Below are 17132 nucleotides of genomic sequence, written 5' to 3'. Positions count from 1 at the left end.
TTAATAAAAATTCATTTTTTAGACATGTTTATATATGATGCGTATAATGTAAGAGCAACTGTACATAGAAAGGAGATAACAGCATGATTAAAATGTTTGTAAGTGATATCGATGGTACAATGATGCAACACGGAGGTCTTATTGATGAACAAGATGTTGCGGCACTACGCAGCCTCGCCGAGCAAAATGTTATTCTTTGCTTCGCTTCCGGAAGACTTGATAATGAAATTGCAGACTTAATGAAAGCTGTAAATACAAATTTTCATCGCATTAGTGTAAATGGTGTTTTTGTATATACACATGAAAATAAACAACTATTATCTGCAACTTTTGATTCCAGCATACTTCCCGATTTGTTAGCTATGACGAATGAAAATCCTTATTTCCGTTATGTAAGTGATGAGCATAATTATTACATTGAAGAGAAAACACCTTTTATTCAAGAACTTGAACAACAAGTAACTATGACTTCTGTTGAAGAACCAAACTTACTACAGAAGATTGATGATACAATTTTCCCAAATAAAATTTCTGTCGGTGGAACAAAGGAGAGCTTGCAACTCCTTCAGAAAAAAATTGATGAAAAATTCCACGGGAAAGTTAGTACTTTCATCTCAGCAGAACAATGTTTAGATGTAATGCCACCGAATGTTAGTAAAGGCTCTGCCATTTCTGTTTTATTAAATGAGTTTCAAATAAAACCTGAGGAAATTGCTTGTATAGGGGATTCTTACAATGATATTCCTATGTTTTCTTTAACTCCTCACAGTTTTGCTATGTCGCAAGCAGATGATGCAGTAAAAAAATACGCTCACTATGTAGTAAATCACGTCAAAGATGCTGTTAACCACGTAATTGCTCATAATAAAAATACGACTCATTCCTTATAAGGATGAGTCGTATTTTTATTTCTTTACATGTTATCCATTTTCATTTCCACTGTACTTCACAAACTGAAATATACTATTTGTTACGTGCGATATTCGTAATAAATTTATAACGATCTCCACGATAAATACATTTCACGTACTCTAGCGGTATCTCACCTTCTGAATATGACCATTGACGCATTACAAGTACAGGCGCCTTTTTAGGAATATGCAGATGTTCAGCTTCATTTTCCGTCGCAACAGAAGCTTCAATTGACTGAGTAGCGCTAACAAGTTTAAAGCCCAGTTTTTTCTCTAAATGTTCATATAAAGATTGTTGCAATATCTCTTCGTTAATATCTTTTACAAGAGCTGGCGACAAATATGTCGTCTCAAAAGCAATCGGTTCATCATCAGCTAAGCGAATACGCCTCACTTCATAAACCGATTCCCCCTCCTGTATTCTCAACCGGTCTGCTATTTTAGCAGTAGCTGGAACTAGGCGGAAACTAAGTAATTGACTACTTGGGTTCATTCCACGAGAAATCATATCTTCTGTGAATCCCGTCATTCCTTGCAATTTTTGTTCCACTTTCGGAAGTTGGACAAATGTTCCAATTCCACGCTTCCGATATAAATAGCCTTGTTCCACTAAATTATTAATCGCCTGTCTGATTGTCATACGACTCACTTCGAACTTATCACAAAGTTCATTCTCAGATGGGATTTTATCTCCCGGCTTCCATTCGCCGTCCTCAATTAGCTGTTTCACCCACTCTTGAATCTGATAATAGATCGGAAATGGTGAATACTTGTCGATGTTCATCAGCAATCGCCTCACTGCATAAAGATAGAGCTTCTTGATCTGCGATTACGGTTACATTCGGATGACGTTGTAAAACTGTTGCCGGACACTCTTCACTATATTCACCTTGCAATAATTCTTTAACAGCTTCTGCCTTTTTAGCTCCCATAGCTACAAGTAGAACTTGTTTCGCTTTCATAATGCTTCCAATTCCCATTGTAATCGCATGAGTTGGCACATCTTCTTCTTTTTCGAAGAAGCGAAGGTTTGCTTGGCGTGTAGATTCTGTTAATTCAACAATGTTCGTTGGAGAATTAAACGGTGTTCCTGGCTCGTTAAATCCGATGTGACCGTTTTCACCGATTCCAAGAATCTGTAGGTCAACTGGGTTAGCAGTTAGAATGCCCTCGTAACGTTTGCACTCTTCCTCTAAATCACTTGCCATCCCGTTTGGTACATAAGTTTGTTTAAATGGAAGATGATCAAACAACTGTTCTTGCATGAAATAGTGATAGCTGTTTTTATCTTCATGTGGTAAATTTACGTACTCATCTAAGTTTACAGTGGTTACACGGCTTGTATCAAGTTTATTTTTTCGCATTTCTGCATAAATACCTAATGGAGAGCTTCCTGTAGCCATTCCTAATGTTGGATTTTCTTTTGTTTTTACAACTTCTTCGATTAATTTATAACCTGCTTCTGCTAGTTCTTCTGGAGTTTTTACAACAAGAATATTCATTTAATTACTTCCCTTCCTTCATATGAATTCCTAAACGAACCGTATCATATACATGTAAATCTTCATTCATCACAACAAAGTCTGCATCTTTTCCTACCGATAATGCACCTTTATTATTTAATCCAAACTCTTCTGCTTGGTTAACTGATGTCATCAGTACTGCATCTTCGATTGAACAACCTGTAAATTCAATTACATTTCGGAAAGCTTGATCCATTTTTAGAATACTACCAGCTAACGTTCCATCTTCTAATCGAGCACTACCATCTTTTACATGTACTGGCTGTCCGCCAAGCTCATATAATCCATCTTCAAGACCTTTTGCGCGCATTGCGTCAGTAATAACACTTACTTTTTTCGGTCCTTTTAACTTATATGCTAATTTCACCATATCAGGGTGAATATGAATACCATCTGTAATTACTTCAACCATTACATCTGGATTTAATAACACATGACCAACAACTCCTGGCTCACGGTGATGTAATCCACGCATTTGATTGTATAAATGTGTCGCATGTGTAATCTTTCTATTTTTTAGTTGCGCATCAATTGCATCTGTATGCCCCATTGTGCCAACTACACCAGTTTCAGCAAGATATTGTTCAAACTCTAATGCTCCCTCTTCTTCTGGTGCATATGTTACTAATTTAATTAAATTCCCACTTGCTTCTTGCCATTGTTTAAATTGCTCAATATTTGCAGGAACGATATGTTCAAGTGGTTGTGCACCTGCACGTTTCTTTGAAACATAAGGTCCTTCTAAGTGAATATATTCGAAATGTGCTCCTTTTTCTTTTGCTTCTTTCGCAGCGGTTAGCGCTGCTTCAATTGCCTCTGGAGCTTGTGTCATTGTTGTTGGGAAGTAAGTTGTAACCCCTTCTTTTAACATTTCTTTACCTAGAGTTACTAACCCATCGCTATTTGCATCCATCGCATCAATATCGTATCCACCATGAATATGAACATCGATCATACCTGGAATTACAATCTTCCCTGTAGCATCAAAAACAGTTTCATTTTCTTGTGGTACATATTGAGCCATCAAACCAATTTCTTTAATGGTTTCTGCGTAACGGATAAATCCGTTTTCCACTATTTCTTGACCTGTGTAAATTTTGGCATTGATGACAATTTGCGTTTTCATTTTCATCGATCCTTTCCCATGAAATACCTACTTGTTATTATTACCTTATTCGCCTAGTTCCATCTTAATATATGCACGAGTAGTTGTCTATACATTCTAATGAAATTTCCTTTTTATTCAACAAAAAAGGAAATTTCTTACGTCCCTTATAATTATAATATATATTATTCATTTTTCCAAAAAGGGACAGTATCCACCCCTAATATAGAAATCACTTCAACAATGGCATTAACCCGCTAGACTCTAACATAACATGTTCACCATCTGTTTCTATTTCTACTGTACGTTTATTCGTTCTATATACCATTATACCGTGCCTTTTTAAGCGTTTTACTACACTTTGGTGAGGATGTCCATACGGATTACTACTCCCGTAAGACAGAATAGCAAACTGCGGCTCCACTTTTTTTATAAACGTTTCACTTGTTGAAGTATACGAGCCGTGATGCCCCACTTTTAAAACATCTGCATGTACATCAAATTGTTTTAATATTTCATGTTCTGTCCTTACATCCGCGTCACCCATTAATAAAAAATCCGCTTTTCCATATCGTACCTTTAAAACAATTGAGGATTCATTATTTTCATCTTTTGATTTCCCATTGTTTAATACCTGTATAGAAACATGTGGATCCAGCGGTATATATTGCCCTTCCTTTACTGAAACGAAAGGTATCCCTCTTTTTTTAATATTATTCCGATATGTATGATAAGTAAGAGAACTATATGTTTTTCCGCTATCTAATATAAGCGATACCGGCATTTGCTCTACAATTGGAATTAACCCCCCTATATGATCCATATCGGGATGCGTACTGACAATTACATCTAAATGATTAATCCCTTTCTCAATTAATTTCTGAATAATAACCTCTCCTGCTTCATAAGGTCCACCATCAATTAACATTGTTTGTCCGTTTGGCATTATGATAAGTGTTGCATCACCTTGCCCCACTTTTAAAAAGCTCACTTTCATTTTACTAAGATGTTGCCGATGCATATGTAAAGGAGACGTAGTATGAATGGACATCATATACCTTTTAGCTGATGCGCTATTTAAAGAAAAACATAATAAAACAGAAACTAATAGTAGAATAATCCGCATACCTCTCATAACTCGTCTCCTTTTTTCATTTAGTATGGCACTGTAAATAATTGATATACAAAAAAAGCTTAGCAAAATGCTAAGCTTTTATTTCGATATCTCTTGTAAGGAACCGAAGAATAAATCCGCTTCATTCATTTGTTCATTCTCTTCAGAAAGCGGCGGTAAATCATCTAATGTTTTCAATCCAAATGTGTCCAAAAATTCTTTTGTTGTTCCGTATAAAATAGGACGCCCTGGTCCTTCTGCTCTTCCCATTTCTTTTATAAGTAAATGTGAAACCAACGTTTGTAACGCCTTATCGGTTTTAACTCCTCTAATCTCTTCCATTTCAGTCCTTGTGATTGGTTGACGATATGCAACAATTGCTAACGTTTCGAGGGCAGCTTGTGAAAGCGAAGCAGCTGTTGGTGTATCTATTAATTTTTGATAATATGAAGCATGTTCTTTCTTTGTAGCAAAACGATATACTTTTGCATACTGTACAATTTGCAAACCACGGTTTGCACCTTCACATTCTTGTTGCATTTCTTCTAAAATATTAATTACTTCATTCATTTCAATTTCAAGAACTTTCGCTATTTGTTCTGGATAAATCCCTTCATCACCAGAAACAAATAAAAGGCCTTCAATAATTGACTTTTGTTCTTTCCTATCCATTTCACGAGCTCCTTCCTTCTATTTTCCCATAAAAATACACATCAAAAAACCGAATCACAATCAATGCGTTCGGTTCAATATTTTTTCTCTTGTTCCAAACGATACATTAAACCATAGCATGAAATAAAGTGTTTCTATCCCAATTTCACATACTTGCTCTATGCAGATTTATTAGAGCTTGATACGAAAATTTCATCAAAATTATGTTCTTGCTCAATTATGATTTGTTGATTTTTCATAAGTTCCAGAACTGCTAAAAATGTTACAACCATTATTTCACGTTCATCATCAACAAACAAATCATAAAAACTTTGGCGACCACCCTTTATTTTTAACTGCTTTAAAATATCAGTCATTCGCTGTTCAATTGGTATTTCTTGACGAGTAATACGTGTTGTTACAGGTTTCTTTGCCTTTTTACGGCGCATTAATTTTTGAAATGCCGCTAGCATATCATATAACGTAACATCAAGAGGCAAGTTTGTCTCTTCTTCTTGTTGCAACGATGTAAAGTCAATTGGTGGACGTGTATATAGCTGTGCTCTTTCTTGTTCTCTTTCTTTTAACTCAGTAGCAACTTGCTTATATTTCTTATATTCAATTAACCTCTCCATCAATTCTTGACGAGGATCATCTATAAAATCATCACCGTTATCAAGTACATCTTCTTCATGTTTCGGCAACAACATTTTACTTTTAATTTGTAATAACGTTGCGGCCATTACTAAATACTCACTTGCAACATCTAATTGAAGTTCTTTCATCGTATGCACATAAGATAAATATTGCTCTGTAATATCCGCTACAGGAATATTATATATATCAATTTCATAACGATGTATTAAATGTAACAATAGATCTAAAGGCCCTTCAAAAGCCTCTACTTTAAAATTATATTGCACAAAGCATCCCACCACATTTTTTCTATAACAACATAAGTATAGAGCATACTCATGTTCTATCCAACCTTTTTAAGAAATTTAATTAAAAATAGACCGATGCCTATGTCATCATGCCCACCACTTCATATGATAACAGTGTAGTAAGAACAATGTAGGAGGTCAAAAAACTATGGGTCACGTTGATTGTGGTTTTAGCGGTGGGTTCGCATTACTTGTTGTACTGTTTATTTTACTAATTATTGTAGGAGCAGCTTGCTTCTGCTAATATGAACAATAACGGCTAGGGGGAAATCTCCTAGTCGTTTATTGTTCATATTTCTATGATACACTTATATGTATAACCATTAGATAGGGGCGAGAAAACATGTATCCTACCGAATACATACAATTTTTAATTCATTTCCAAGGAGATTACGACTATTTTGAATGCCACGAAATACTAGAAGAGTACTGGAAGACAAAACCAAGAGGAAATCGTGACCATTACTTAGTGGGTCTCATTCAAATTGCAGTTTCTTTGTACCACCAAAGGCGTGCTAACTGGAATGGCTCCACAAAAATGATGAAAAGCGCAATCACAATTTTAGAAAAAAGCAGTGTGCCTTTACAACGTTTAGGAATTAATCAAGTACAACTTCTTTTCTTGCTCAATGAAAGATTGCAATCTATCCATAAAAAAGAACGTTTTGTACCTTTATTTTTACCCTTATCAGATCCATCGTTAGAGAAGCAGTGTATAGAGTTATGTCAAAAACAAAACCTCTCTTGGAAAGACTTGAATGCTATCCCAGGTGAATATATTATACACAAGCATACTTTGCGTGATCGCACAGAGGTCATTACTGAACGAAACGAACAATTACAAAAAAGAAAGCAGAGATAATAAACTACTTATCCCTGCTCTCACGAATGTATATTTTGTTCTAGCCCTTTACATTTTTCGCAAAAACTTGCTGTTTGCTCATTTCCGCAAATTGTAAACTCAAGAAATTTACTCTTTAACTCTTGAACCATCTTCGTTCCAATCCCCACATGACGATGAGACGGATTTACACTTAAATGCTGAATTTCTAATACTTGATTCTCTTTTTTTACAATCCCCATTATTCCAACAAAATCTTCATTTTGTTTCCACAAATACAATTGCCAATCATCTTTTGCTTCATATTCTTTCATTGTCAATTGTAATGTTTTTACATCTTTTTCAGTTGGCATAAACGAAAGAAGCCCCATTGCAATTTTTTCATAACTTTTTTTAAAACGAATTAACATAACCCTTATCCCTTCTTACAAAAGTTACAAACTAGTAATCCCCTCAATCACTCTTTTCATATCACATTCATTTTACAATATTTTCAACAGAGTGAGAAGAGTCTAAAACAACTTGATAATCATACAAAGCGAAAAGAAGAAAGTCAAATCTATGTTTCAGCACTATTCCTTTAATAAATAGAGTTAAAAAAATAAAATTTTATATGGAATGAAAAGAAACATATCATTCAACATCACTTCATTAATAGTTACCCTAAAACAGCACAATTCTAGCACAATTAATATAACAAAAAATATTTGTTGAAACATATAATGTATTGTATTCTATGTAATTTGTTAAAGGTTTGTTCTCACAAGCAATATATTTTAGCAACAATACTACTTGTATGATGCTGTTGAAGAAGTACTCAATCTCATTAAAAATAAAAAAGAGAGCAAAAGCTCTCTTTTTCCTTACCTTATTCTTCCCAAACTTTAACTTCTTTCATTACATCGCCTTGACGCATTTTTAATACTGTTTCAATACCGCTTGTTGCTTTACCAAATACAGTATGAACGCCATCTAAATGTGGCTGTGGCTCATGAACAACAAAGAATTGGCTACCGCCTGTGTTACGGCCAGCGTGAGCCATAGAAAGTGATCCTACAAGGTGTCTATGAGGGTTTCCATCAGTTTCACATGGAATAGAGTAACCTGGACCACCAGCACCTGTACCTGTTGGGTCTCCACCTTGGCTTACGAAGCCAGGAATAACACGGTGGAATGTAACACCGTCATAAAATCCTTGCTCTGCTAATTTTTTAAAGTTTTCTACTGTTTTTGGCGCTTCTTCTGGGAAAAATTCCAATTCGATTTTTTCACCGTTTTCCATTAATATGTATCCTAAAGTTTTCATATGTATATGTCTCCTTTCAACTATCTCAGCACTATATTACCACATTCATGACTAGAAACAAAAAGAATCCGACAATCTAGATACTTCTTTTTTGAAATGTGGAAAAAGCTAGGTGACAAATAAGAAATATATACTATAATAACTTTGTTGCCCGAAAATTTTAGAAAGAGAAAGGGAGCGGTTTTTCGTGAAAACGAAATTATTAGCTCTGCTATTAGCTGTAACGGTATTTATGATGCCAACAGCTTCATTTGCAGACATCATCGAGGGAGAATCAATTGTTACACTAGGAGAAAACTTATCCGAACAACAAAAACAAGATCTGTTAAAAGAAATGAAAGCACCGAAAGATGCTACAATTATTACTGTATCTAATGCGGAAGAACATAAATTTCTAGAAGGCATTGTTCCAAAAGCACAAATTGGTACGAGAGCAATTTCTTCTTCTATGATTACATACACAAAACCAGGATCTGGTCTTATTGTACGATCAAAGAACATTAACTGGGTAACAGATGCAATGTACACTAACGCTTTGATTACAGCAGGTGTAAAAGATGCAGAAATTCAAATTACTGCACCTTTTAAAGTTTCAGGAACTGCAGCTTTAACTGGATTAATGAAAGCATATGAAACAGCTTCCAATAAACCAATTCCGGAAGAAGTTAAAAAAGTAGCGAATGAAGAAATGGTACAAACAGCCCAGCTTGGTGATAAAATTGGTGAAGAAAAAGCAGTTCAACTTGTTGCAAAAATTAAAGAAGAAATTGCAAAAGAACAGCCAAAAACAACAGAAGATTTACGTTCATTAATAAAGAAAATTGCTGATCAACTCGGCATTACATTAACAGATGAACAGTTAGATAACTTAGTAGCGTTATTTGATAAAATGAAAAATCTTAATATCGATTGGAATCAAGTTGGTAGTCAATTAAACAAAGCAAAAGAACACGTTTCTGCCTTTTTAGGATCTGAAGAAGGACAAAGTTTTCTAGATAAAGTGAAAGATTTCTTCTCAAGTATCATTGATTTTGTTAAATCTTTATTCAAGTAAAAAAGAAGCCCGCCAGTGACGGGCTTCTTTTTTATACAAGTAACGGTAATTTCATAACAGCCTCTTCAACCGAACGCACTATATGATTTGCTTTCTCCTTTACATATGGATGGGCATGATGAAGAGTAAATGAATGCGGGGTTACTTCAAACATAGAAATATCATTGAAAGAATCTCCAATACAAGCAACTTCATTTGCTTCAATTTGCAAATGGTCCATTAGTCGCTTTAGAGCACTCCCCTTACTCACGCCTCTTGGCATAATATCAACATAGCGTTTACCTGATATAAAAACTTCCGCTTCGCCTTGAAACGTATCTCGTAGCTCTTGATCTAGCGTCACAATTTTCTCTTCATCTCCAAAAACAAACAATTTTGCAGGGTGTACAGTCTTACCAAACTCTTCTTCTAACGCTTCAATTTCAGCGATATGCACGCCCATATACGCTTCAAAATTATGGTGATGCTCATTTTTCCTTTTTGTATATCGCTGCTCATTTGCACAAACAATATCCGCTAGTCCTTTTTTATGTATATATCGATATATTTCCTGGGCAACCGTATTTTCAAAACTCGATTCATGAAATAAATTCCCATCCGGAAGTAACATTGTTGCTCCATTTAAGCCAGTTGTGTAATACGGGAATGAAAACCTTTTTACAACTTCATCAATTCTGTGTGTAAAGCGGCCAGAGGCAAAACAAATATTTGTCCCTTTCTCAGCTAACCAACACAGCGCACGCTCATCTTCTTTTTGCATATGATTCACATCGTAAACGAGCGTGTCATCTAAATCACTTACAAATAATTTAATCATGTCCTCTTCCCCTTCCATACACAATATCTACTCTAAGTGTACACAAAAAATGTTTGATTTTTGTTAAAAAACAATAAATTTTTACTAAAAAAAAATAAACGGGTGTATAATCCCGTTTATTTTTGTCTTTTTACATTTTGAGGTCTTACAATACTTGGTCGTACTTTTAAACTAGACATTGTTGGACGGAGTAAAATTTTTGTTAATGCGCCCCAATCAAATGGTAAAAACGGCCATAAATAAGGTGTTTGTAAACTTTTTATAGACGTTAAAAATAAAATTAATATCGTCATACCAATTACAAATCCCATCTCATGGAAGAGACCTGTTAAAATAATAACAAACAATTTCCCAACCTTATTCCCTAATCCTAATTCATAACTCGGTGTTGCATATGCACCGATCATCGAAACCGCTACATACAAAATTACTTCTGGCACAAACAAACCTACATCAATTGCAATTTGACCAATTAATATAGCGGAAATCAATCCTGCTGCAGATGATAGCGGCGTTGGAGTATGAATGGCTGCCATCCTTAAAAACTCAAGTCCGACCTCTGCCATTAACACCTGTAATAAAATTGGTAAATGCGTCATCTTAGTCGGTCCAATAAAAGCAAGATTTGCTGGCAAAAGAGTTGGATCAAATACAAACACTAACCAAAATGGTAATAAAAATAACGAGAATATAACACCTAAAAAGCGCACCCAGCGTAAAAATGTACCGACAGCTGGATTTTGTCTAAACTCTTCTGCATGCTGTAAATGATGAAAATATGTTGTCGGTGTAATCATAGCACTTGGTGATGTGTCAACGAGTACTAACACATGTCCTTCTAGTAGATGATTTGCTGCTACATCTGGTCTTTCTGTGTATCGAATAAGCGGGAAGGGATTGTAACCTTGTTTCACTACAAATTCCTCTACCGTTTTATCCGCCATCGTAATCCCATCTACTTCAATGTTATTTAATTCTTGTTTTATAATCTTTACTAAATCTGGATTTGCAACATCTTGAACGTATGTAATACAAATATCCGTTTGCGATCTATCTCCTACTCGAACCATTTCATTTCGAAGTCGTGGATCTCGAATTCTCCTACGAATTAACGCTGTATTTACAACGATATTTTCAACAAATCCATCCCTTGCACCGCGTACTACCTTTTCGGTATCTGGTTCTGTCGGTGTTCGCCCTGGATAACTACGAACATCGATCGCGAACGCTTCCGTTTCACCTTCCACAAATATCACGATGAGTCCTGATAATACTTGGAGCATTACCTCATCCATCGTTTTCACTTTACTTACTTGTTGATGGATTAAACGATTCTCTAAAAGCTTCACTGTATCTTCTTCTGCATCCCTTATCTCATTTGTATCCACAGCTTCTTCTAAAATAGGGATAATATAATTTGTATCACAAAGTCCGTTTACAAATAACACACCGATTTCTTTATTCAAAATTTGAAATTTACGAATGCCAACATCGTATGTAACACCTAGTCCAACTGTCTGCTTTAAATAATTTTCATTGTCACTTATGAAAGTTGATATAGGGATATCCACTTTTTTAGGCTTCGTCATAAAAACCACTCCTTTCCAAAATTAATTGAATCGCTTTTCTAGTAATAGGTGATCCCCTCTCCCATTCATCATTCCCACACATCTTACCAATGTCACCGACTCCAACGATGACAGGAACATTCAAGTCATCTAAACAATAAATTGTATCTCCGCTAATTCTGCCAATTTCACCATCTGGAAGTCCAAATTTATCAACACCGTATTCGGTTAAATTCCCGTTCCGATCTACACTTACATCTACACGTGCCCATTCCCAATGATGCGTATTAGACGCTACCGCTAAAATACCGAGCACATCAATTTGTTTATGGGTAGCTACATATTTTAAAGCCTTTTCACCAGATCCTTCTCCAATAAATCCACTGTCATCAAACATGACAAATACAGGGTCATATGGCGTTTGCATAATAAGCTCAACAACTTTTTTCCCTGTCAATTTGGTTGGATTACTTTGTGATGCTGAAATACACCTTCCCCCAAATTCCTTCGTTAAAAGCTCAATTGTCCGCTTTGCATATTCATCTCCATCTGTGACCAAAACAACCCTTCGTCTCATTTAATTTATCCTTTCGGTTTACATATAAGTGCTATAAAAAATGAAAACAATATCGCTGCGGAAATGCCCGCAGACGTTAAACTAAACATGCCAATACCAATTCCTAAATATCCATGTTTTTCTGCCGCATGCATTGCTCCGTGCAATAGTGAATGTCCAAAACTTGTAATAGGGACTGTTGCTCCAGCACCTGCAAACTTTATTAGTTTATCGTACAATCCAAATCCATCTAAAATTGCTCCGATGACTACAAAAGTTGCCATTAAATGAGCTGGTGTTAACTTTGCGAAATCTAACAATAGTTGCCCAATTACACAAATAGCTCCACCTACAAGAAATGCATATATAAAATCCACAATTCACTCTCCTTTAACTCTCTCAAATACGACACCATGTGCAATTGTTGGAATCGTTTCTTTCTGTTGCATCATTATCGGGCTTAATAATGCGCCAGTGGCAACGACAAAAATTCGTTGTAAATTCCCTTTTTGCATCTCGTGTAATAAATGGCCATATGTGACAACTGCCGAACAAGCGCAACCACTACCACCTGCAAACACTTCTTCTTGACTTGATTCATAAATCATTAATCCGCAATCATTGTATATATGTCCAAGATCGTAACCTTCCTCAAGTAAAAGTTGTTTTGCAATCGGCGTCCCAACAGCTGATAAATCACCCGTAACAATCAAATCATAGTCATCGGCACTTCTTCTTAAATCTTCAAAATGCTGTTGAATTGTATGAGCTGCTGCCGGAGCCATCGCTGCCCCCATATCCAAAGGATTTGTGATTCCTAAATCTTGCACTTTCCCGATTGTAGCCGCCGTAATTTTAATTGTGCTTTTTTCATTGCTAATTAATATAGATCCTGCACCAGTCACAGTTGAATTTGCTGTCCCTGGTTTTTGCCCACCGTACTCTGTTGGATAACGAAATTGTCTTTCAGCCGTTGCATTATGACTACTTACTGTAGCTAAGACACGATTTGCAAATCCACCGTCTATAAAAGCTGATCCAACTGCTAAAGTCTCCATAGACGTCGCACAGGCGCTAAACATTCCTAAAAAAGGAATGCCCCACTTACGCGCAACATAATTTGCGGTCACTGTTTGATTTAATAAATCTCCGGCTAAAAAGAAATCAATTTGCGATGTTTTTATATTCCCTTTTTGCACTGCTTGTTGAATTGAGTCTGACATTAATCTTCGTTCGGCGAGCTCCCAATTTTCCTCTCCACAATGCAAGTCGTCATATGAAATATCAAAATCTTTTCCAAGAGGGCCCTCAGCTTCTTTAGGACCGACAGCAGTACCCGTTGCATTCACATATATATCATTTTGAAATACCCACGTTTGTTTTCCGGTCAACCTCATACTAGTCCTCCTTTAAGACATAAAAATTTTAAAGGTATACCTTATTAACCCAATGATATATGCACCAACAACCCCAAATACAATCACACTTCCTGCCAGTTTAAACATATTTGTAGCAATCCCTAGAACAATCCCTTCACTCTTATGTTCTAAGGCAGCGCTCGCCATAGAATTTGCAAATCCTGTCACCGGCACCGCTGATCCTGCTCCAGCAAATTGACCAATTTTATCATATACACCACATCCTGTTAAAATCGCGGATAATAAAACAAGCGTTGCAACAGTTGGGTTTCCTGCCTCTTGTTCACTGAAGTGAAAATAATGTATATAAAATTTCATCATTACTTCTCCAACTGTACAAATGAGTCCACCTACAAGAAATGCTTTGATACAATTTAGTAAATAGTTTGGCTTTGGATGATACTCCTTCACTTTATTTATGTAATCATCCTTCAATTTCTGACTTGTCATTTATATACTGCCTCCTACTTTACGAAATAAATCCAGTGAAACAACGAGCCTATTACTTTCCCAAGTACAAGAGCAACGAGTAAAACAATAATCTTCCCCTCTACACCTACTCGTTTCGCTAAAATAGGTAGAACATTTAACACCTCTGTTAATGCCGCAGCAAGCATTCCAATGAACGTGCCACAAAATATCCCTAATATAACGAGCCAATATTGCGACGTTTGAAATGTAATGTTTTTCAAACTGCACCAAGCCCCTGTTAAAGTACCTGCAATGACTGCCCACTCAAAATATTGAATATGCTTTCCACTTCTCGTTAATTGAGCTAAACGGGGGATTATACCAAGTACAGCTAAAAATGCGACATATCCGCTACCTACCGCTATCCCTCCAGCTAAACCAATTAAAATAACAAATCCAGACTCAATCATCGGCAAGTTGTTTCATATTATCCTTGTTTTCATTAACGATTACATACTGATCAAGTGACTGTTGGTATTGAAACATCTCAACTTCTAACGGACTCGGCTCTTCATTAATTCGTTTTTGAAATACATGATTAAAGAATAAAACCATCCCTAAGCCAAGACCTACAGAATAAGGAATTTGAAATAAAAGTGGCTGTGCATTAAATTCTCCAGTAATCATGTAATATAACCGTTGATGTACTTGTTGCATACTTACATCTTCATGGAAATAAATGATCGCAAGGGCCGCTCCAATGAAAAGTAACAGCCATACAAGCCCGAAAAAAACTGGATGCGCCTTCTTTTTTTCGTATATAATTTCAACAAGAGTTTGTCCAGAACCAAGTAAATTAATTTGTACATGAGATGCTTTCTGTTGAATAATCTCGATTACTTTCATGACATCAATTACAACATGCGTCTTATCATGCGCTGTTATTTTGTAAACTATCTCATTTTGTAACAACTCAACTACGGAAGAATCTCCGGCAAGTTGAGCAACATCGCCCAGCTTTACTTCATAAGTAGGAGAAACTTTTAAACGATTGCGCATTTTAATATAAATCGTTTGTTCCAAATTTCCTTCACCCCTTCACTCTTCCTCGTAGTTGTAGTATGGTTATTGAATTTTTTTCTAATACAATTTTTTCATAAAAAAACATCTGCACCATTTTGGTACAGATGTTTTTTACTTATGCCTTTTTCTTAAATAAGTTTGCAATACTTAATGCAAGCCCTCCCCAAATGACTACTATTCCAATAACCATCATCATAATAGCTGATCCACTCATTATGAAACACCTCGATCTTTCCATTCTTTTTCAAGCTTAGCAGAATCCGAATGAATTTGTGCATCCCATTTTTTTAGGCCAATGATTATTGCAACTATGAGGAATGCTGCTGCTATCGACCAACCATACGTTACAACAAACTCAGTCGGATAATCTCCGTAGTTCTTTTTAATATTTTGGATTGTACCATCAATTAGCATATACCCTAACATAAGCGGAGTAATAACGAGTAAACTCACTCTCCAAAACGTTCCTAATTTAATATCAGATACAAAGTTTGCATGATTTTGATAAACTGGTAAGCGACGTAAAATGAGCCCTATCGTAACTACTTCCGCAAGTGCAATTGTAATTAATCCGAAATTATTAGCGAAATAGTCGACAACATCTAAGAACATAAGTCCACCACGTGTTGCAAAAACAAGAGAAACTAACACGAGAAGGGTTCCCATAATTCCAATAGTTTTTTCCCGACTTAAACTGAATTTTTCAGATACAGCGGCAAAGCATACTTCCGCGAGTGAAATAAGTGATGTAATTCCAGCAACCGTTAACGATAAGAAAAATAAAACACCAAACAACGGTGACATCGGCAATTCATTAATAATTTGTGGAAATACTACGAACGCAAGCCCAACGCCAGCACTTGCTACTTTATCAACCGGTACTCCCATATTATTTGCCATAAATCCAAGAGCTGCAAAGACCCCAATACCTGCTAATAATTCAAATCCTGAGTTTGCAAATCCAGTAATAAAGGCATTATTTGTTGTATCCGAGTTTTTCGGTAAATAACTAGAATACGTAATCATAATTCCAAATGCTAAAGATAAACTAAAGAATATTTGACCATAAGCAGCAAGCCATACTTTCCCATCAAAGATACGACTCCAATCTGGTTTAAAGAATGCATCTAGTCCTTGCATAGCACCTTCCATCGTCACTGCACGAACAACGATAATAAGGAACATAACAACTAATAAAGGAATAAATATACGGTTAACAACTTCGATTCCTTTTTTAACTCCTTTAAATGCAACGCCAAGCACAATAATCCAAACGAGAGCTAACGGAATTAATACTTCTGGTACAAGTCCTCCAAATTGTCCTGGCTTATCTGCAACATGTAAGTACTCTTTAAATAAAAATGATTGCGTGTCTTTTCCCCATGCTCCAGTAATTGCAAAGTATGTATACGATATAGACCAAGCAATAATCACTGCATAATATGTTGAAACGATAAATGTTACGCACATTTGCCACCATCCAATAAATTCGGCACGCGGGCTAATACGGAAAAATGTAAGTGGTGCCGAACCACGATGACGATGACCAAGGGCAAACTCAAACGCTAACAATGAAATACCAGTCGTTAATAATGCAAATAAGTACGGTAAAAAGAATGCTCCTCCTCCATTTTCATACGCTGTATAAGGAAAACGCCATATGTTTCCTAATCCAACGGCAGATCCGACTGCTGCGAAAATAAATCCAGCTCTCGTTCCCCATTGTTGCCTCGTTTCCATGTTTCCTTCCCCCTTTATGGCAAGTTCATACTTGGATTATATTTTAAATTAACTAAATTATCAATAAATTCTGTTAATTTTTACGAAAAT

22 protein-coding genes are annotated in these 17132 nt (G+C 35.9%); 4 read left to right on the top strand and 18 right to left on the bottom strand.

The annotated features are described in order from the left end of the window. Positions 1 to 83 precede the first annotated feature (83 nt). Positions 84 to 890, top strand: coding sequence for an HAD family hydrolase (locus MR170_RS00365; RefSeq protein WP_242306751.1), 807 nt, complete (start codon positions 84 to 86; stop codon positions 888 to 890). A gap of 73 nt (positions 891 to 963) precedes the next feature. Here MR170_RS00365 and MR170_RS00360 read toward each other — a convergent pair whose 3' ends face one another. From MR170_RS00360 to scpA, 6 genes are all read right to left on the bottom strand, one after another. Then, positions 964 to 1695: a GntR family transcriptional regulator gene (locus tag MR170_RS00360; protein ID WP_014894892.1), complete on the bottom strand. Its 732-nt coding sequence runs from the start codon at positions 1693 to 1695 to the stop codon at positions 964 to 966. Next, entirely contained in the window at positions 1625 to 2413 is a 789-nt protein-coding gene (gene nagB, locus MR170_RS00350; protein WP_016080401.1) for a glucosamine-6-phosphate deaminase, read from the bottom strand. The genes MR170_RS00360 and nagB overlap by 71 nt, the downstream gene beginning before the upstream one ends. 4 nt (positions 2414 to 2417) lie before the next feature. Next, entirely contained in the window at positions 2418 to 3560 is a 1143-nt protein-coding gene (gene nagA / locus MR170_RS00345; RefSeq protein ID WP_016080400.1) for an N-acetylglucosamine-6-phosphate deacetylase, read from the bottom strand. 211 nt (positions 3561 to 3771) lie between these two features. After that, the gene (locus tag MR170_RS00340; RefSeq protein WP_001214828.1) at positions 3772 to 4674 is read right to left on the bottom strand and encodes a ComEC/Rec2 family competence protein; all 903 of its coding nucleotides are present in this window, start codon (positions 4672 to 4674) and stop codon (positions 3772 to 3774) included. A gap of 78 nt (positions 4675 to 4752) precedes the next feature. After that, positions 4753 to 5325: a segregation/condensation protein ScpB gene (scpB, locus tag MR170_RS00335; RefSeq protein WP_000375171.1), complete on the bottom strand. Its 573-nt coding sequence runs from the start codon at positions 5323 to 5325 to the stop codon at positions 4753 to 4755. Positions 5326 to 5483: 158 nt separating this feature from the next. After that, a complete protein-coding gene (gene scpA / locus MR170_RS00330) occupies positions 5484 to 6227 on the bottom strand; it encodes a segregation/condensation protein A (RefSeq protein WP_016080398.1) in 744 nt (247 codons plus the stop codon). 169 nt (positions 6228 to 6396) lie between these two features. On the opposite strand from scpA, the gene MR170_RS00325 reads away from it, so the two are divergent. Both MR170_RS00325 and MR170_RS00320 read left to right on the top strand, forming a co-directional pair. Further along, positions 6397 to 6492 (top strand): YjcZ family sporulation protein, encoded by a 96-nt coding sequence (locus MR170_RS00325; protein WP_000510194.1) that lies wholly within the window; start codon positions 6397 to 6399, stop codon positions 6490 to 6492. Positions 6493 to 6591: 99 nt separating this feature from the next. Next, the gene (locus MR170_RS00320; RefSeq protein ID WP_016080397.1) at positions 6592 to 7110 is read left to right on the top strand and encodes a DUF309 domain-containing protein; all 519 of its coding nucleotides are present in this window, start codon (positions 6592 to 6594) and stop codon (positions 7108 to 7110) included. 20 nt (positions 7111 to 7130) lie between these two features. Here the strand turns inward: MR170_RS00320 and ribT are convergent, their stop codons facing one another. After that, positions 7131 to 7499 (bottom strand): GNAT family N-acetyltransferase RibT, encoded by a 369-nt coding sequence (gene ribT, locus MR170_RS00315; protein WP_016080396.1) that lies wholly within the window; start codon positions 7497 to 7499, stop codon positions 7131 to 7133. A gap of 458 nt (positions 7500 to 7957) precedes the next feature. Next, positions 7958 to 8395: a peptidylprolyl isomerase gene (locus MR170_RS00310; RefSeq protein WP_016080395.1), complete on the bottom strand. Its 438-nt coding sequence runs from the start codon at positions 8393 to 8395 to the stop codon at positions 7958 to 7960. A gap of 187 nt (positions 8396 to 8582) precedes the next feature. Between MR170_RS00310 and MR170_RS00305 the strand changes: the two genes are divergently transcribed. Continuing rightward, positions 8583 to 9449 carry a DUF1002 domain-containing protein gene (locus MR170_RS00305; RefSeq protein ID WP_000850513.1) on the top strand — a complete coding sequence of 289 codons (867 nt, stop codon included), beginning with the start codon at positions 8583 to 8585 and terminating at the stop codon, positions 9447 to 9449. A 31-nt stretch (positions 9450 to 9480) separates the two neighbouring features. Here the strand turns inward: MR170_RS00305 and MR170_RS00300 are convergent, their stop codons facing one another. The 10 genes from MR170_RS00300 to MR170_RS00255 form a co-directional block, all read right to left on the bottom strand. Further along, positions 9481 to 10284 carry a Cof-type HAD-IIB family hydrolase gene (locus MR170_RS00300; protein WP_242306750.1) on the bottom strand — a complete coding sequence of 268 codons (804 nt, stop codon included), beginning with the start codon at positions 10282 to 10284 and terminating at the stop codon, positions 9481 to 9483. Positions 10285 to 10382: 98 nt separating this feature from the next. Then, complete coding sequence (spoVAF, locus tag MR170_RS00295) at positions 10383 to 11855, bottom strand: spore germination protein SpoVAF (RefSeq protein WP_242306749.1); 1473 nt, start codon at positions 11853 to 11855, stop codon at positions 10383 to 10385. Continuing rightward, positions 11842 to 12411, bottom strand: a complete 570-nt coding sequence (gene spoVAEA / locus MR170_RS00290; protein ID WP_001254416.1) for a stage V sporulation protein SpoVABEA — start codon at positions 12409 to 12411, stop codon at positions 11842 to 11844. Before spoVAEA ends, spoVAF begins: the two co-directional genes overlap by 14 nt. 5 nt (positions 12412 to 12416) lie before the next feature. Continuing rightward, positions 12417 to 12767, bottom strand: coding sequence for a stage V sporulation protein AE (gene spoVAE, locus MR170_RS00285; protein WP_000345907.1), 351 nt, complete (start codon positions 12765 to 12767; stop codon positions 12417 to 12419). A gap of 3 nt (positions 12768 to 12770) precedes the next feature. Further along, positions 12771 to 13787, bottom strand: coding sequence for a stage V sporulation protein AD (gene spoVAD, locus MR170_RS00280; protein WP_016080391.1), 1017 nt, complete (start codon positions 13785 to 13787; stop codon positions 12771 to 12773). A 12-nt stretch (positions 13788 to 13799) separates the two neighbouring features. Continuing rightward, a complete protein-coding gene (gene spoVAC, locus MR170_RS00275) occupies positions 13800 to 14258 on the bottom strand; it encodes a stage V sporulation protein AC (protein WP_016080390.1) in 459 nt (152 codons plus the stop codon). 14 nt (positions 14259 to 14272) lie between these two features. Then, complete coding sequence (spoVAB, locus tag MR170_RS00270) at positions 14273 to 14689, bottom strand: stage V sporulation protein SpoVAB (protein WP_000572936.1); 417 nt, start codon at positions 14687 to 14689, stop codon at positions 14273 to 14275. Beyond that, the gene (locus MR170_RS00265; RefSeq protein WP_016080389.1) at positions 14682 to 15302 is read right to left on the bottom strand and encodes a stage V sporulation protein AA; all 621 of its coding nucleotides are present in this window, start codon (positions 15300 to 15302) and stop codon (positions 14682 to 14684) included. The genes spoVAB and MR170_RS00265 overlap by 8 nt, the downstream gene beginning before the upstream one ends. A gap of 115 nt (positions 15303 to 15417) precedes the next feature. Further along, complete coding sequence (locus MR170_RS00260; RefSeq protein WP_000016826.1) at positions 15418 to 15516, bottom strand: methionine/alanine import family NSS transporter small subunit; 99 nt, start codon at positions 15514 to 15516, stop codon at positions 15418 to 15420. Then, positions 15516 to 17042: a sodium-dependent transporter gene (locus MR170_RS00255; protein WP_000450088.1), complete on the bottom strand. Its 1527-nt coding sequence runs from the start codon at positions 17040 to 17042 to the stop codon at positions 15516 to 15518. Before MR170_RS00255 ends, MR170_RS00260 begins: the two co-directional genes overlap by 1 nt. Positions 17043 to 17132 lie beyond the last annotated feature (90 nt).

This window comes from Bacillus cereus group sp. BfR-BA-01524 (assembly GCF_022662595.1).
Lineage (GTDB): Bacteria > Bacillota > Bacilli > Bacillales > Bacillaceae_G > Bacillus_A > Bacillus_A thuringiensis_S.
Note: the sequence above shows the minus strand (reverse complement) of the source record. Positions and strands in the feature narration are given on the sequence as shown.

Bases quoted from the DNA above. Each gene is read 5' to 3' on its own strand.
- MR170_RS00365 (WP_242306751.1), top strand. From the start codon at position 84: ATGATTAAAATGTTTGTAAGTGATATCGATGGTACAATGATGCAACAC.
- MR170_RS00360 (WP_014894892.1), bottom strand. From the start codon at position 1,695: ATGAACATCGACAAGTATTCACCATTTCCGATCTATTATCAGATTCAA.
- nagB (WP_016080401.1), bottom strand. From the start codon at position 2,413: ATGAATATTCTTGTTGTAAAAACTCCAGAAGAACTAGCAGAAGCAGGT.
- nagA (WP_016080400.1), bottom strand. From the start codon at position 3,560: ATGAAAACGCAAATTGTCATCAATGCCAAAATTTACACAGGTCAAGAA.
- MR170_RS00340 (WP_001214828.1), bottom strand. From the start codon at position 4,674: ATGAGAGGTATGCGGATTATTCTACTATTAGTTTCTGTTTTATTATGT.
- scpB (WP_000375171.1), bottom strand. From the start codon at position 5,325: ATGGATAGGAAAGAACAAAAGTCAATTATTGAAGGCCTTTTATTTGTT.
- MR170_RS00325 (WP_000510194.1), top strand. From the start codon at position 6,397: ATGGGTCACGTTGATTGTGGTTTTAGCGGTGGGTTCGCATTACTTGTT.
- MR170_RS00320 (WP_016080397.1), top strand. From the start codon at position 6,592: ATGTATCCTACCGAATACATACAATTTTTAATTCATTTCCAAGGAGAT.
- ribT (WP_016080396.1), bottom strand. From the start codon at position 7,499: ATGTTAATTCGTTTTAAAAAAAGTTATGAAAAAATTGCAATGGGGCTT.
- MR170_RS00310 (WP_016080395.1), bottom strand. From the start codon at position 8,395: ATGAAAACTTTAGGATACATATTAATGGAAAACGGTGAAAAAATCGAA.
- MR170_RS00300 (WP_242306750.1), bottom strand. From the start codon at position 10,284: ATGGAAGGGGAAGAGGACATGATTAAATTATTTGTAAGTGATTTAGAT.
- spoVAF (WP_242306749.1), bottom strand. From the start codon at position 11,855: ATGACGAAGCCTAAAAAAGTGGATATCCCTATATCAACTTTCATAAGT.
- spoVAEA (WP_001254416.1), bottom strand. From the start codon at position 12,411: ATGAGACGAAGGGTTGTTTTGGTCACAGATGGAGATGAATATGCAAAG.
- spoVAD (WP_016080391.1), bottom strand. From the start codon at position 13,787: ATGAGGTTGACCGGAAAACAAACGTGGGTATTTCAAAATGATATATAT.
- spoVAC (WP_016080390.1), bottom strand. From the start codon at position 14,258: ATGACAAGTCAGAAATTGAAGGATGATTACATAAATAAAGTGAAGGAG.
- spoVAB (WP_000572936.1), bottom strand. From the start codon at position 14,689: ATGATTGAGTCTGGATTTGTTATTTTAATTGGTTTAGCTGGAGGGATA.
- MR170_RS00260 (WP_000016826.1), bottom strand. From the start codon at position 15,516: ATGAGTGGATCAGCTATTATGATGATGGTTATTGGAATAGTAGTCATT.
- MR170_RS00255 (WP_000450088.1), bottom strand. From the start codon at position 17,042: ATGGAAACGAGGCAACAATGGGGAACGAGAGCTGGATTTATTTTCGCA.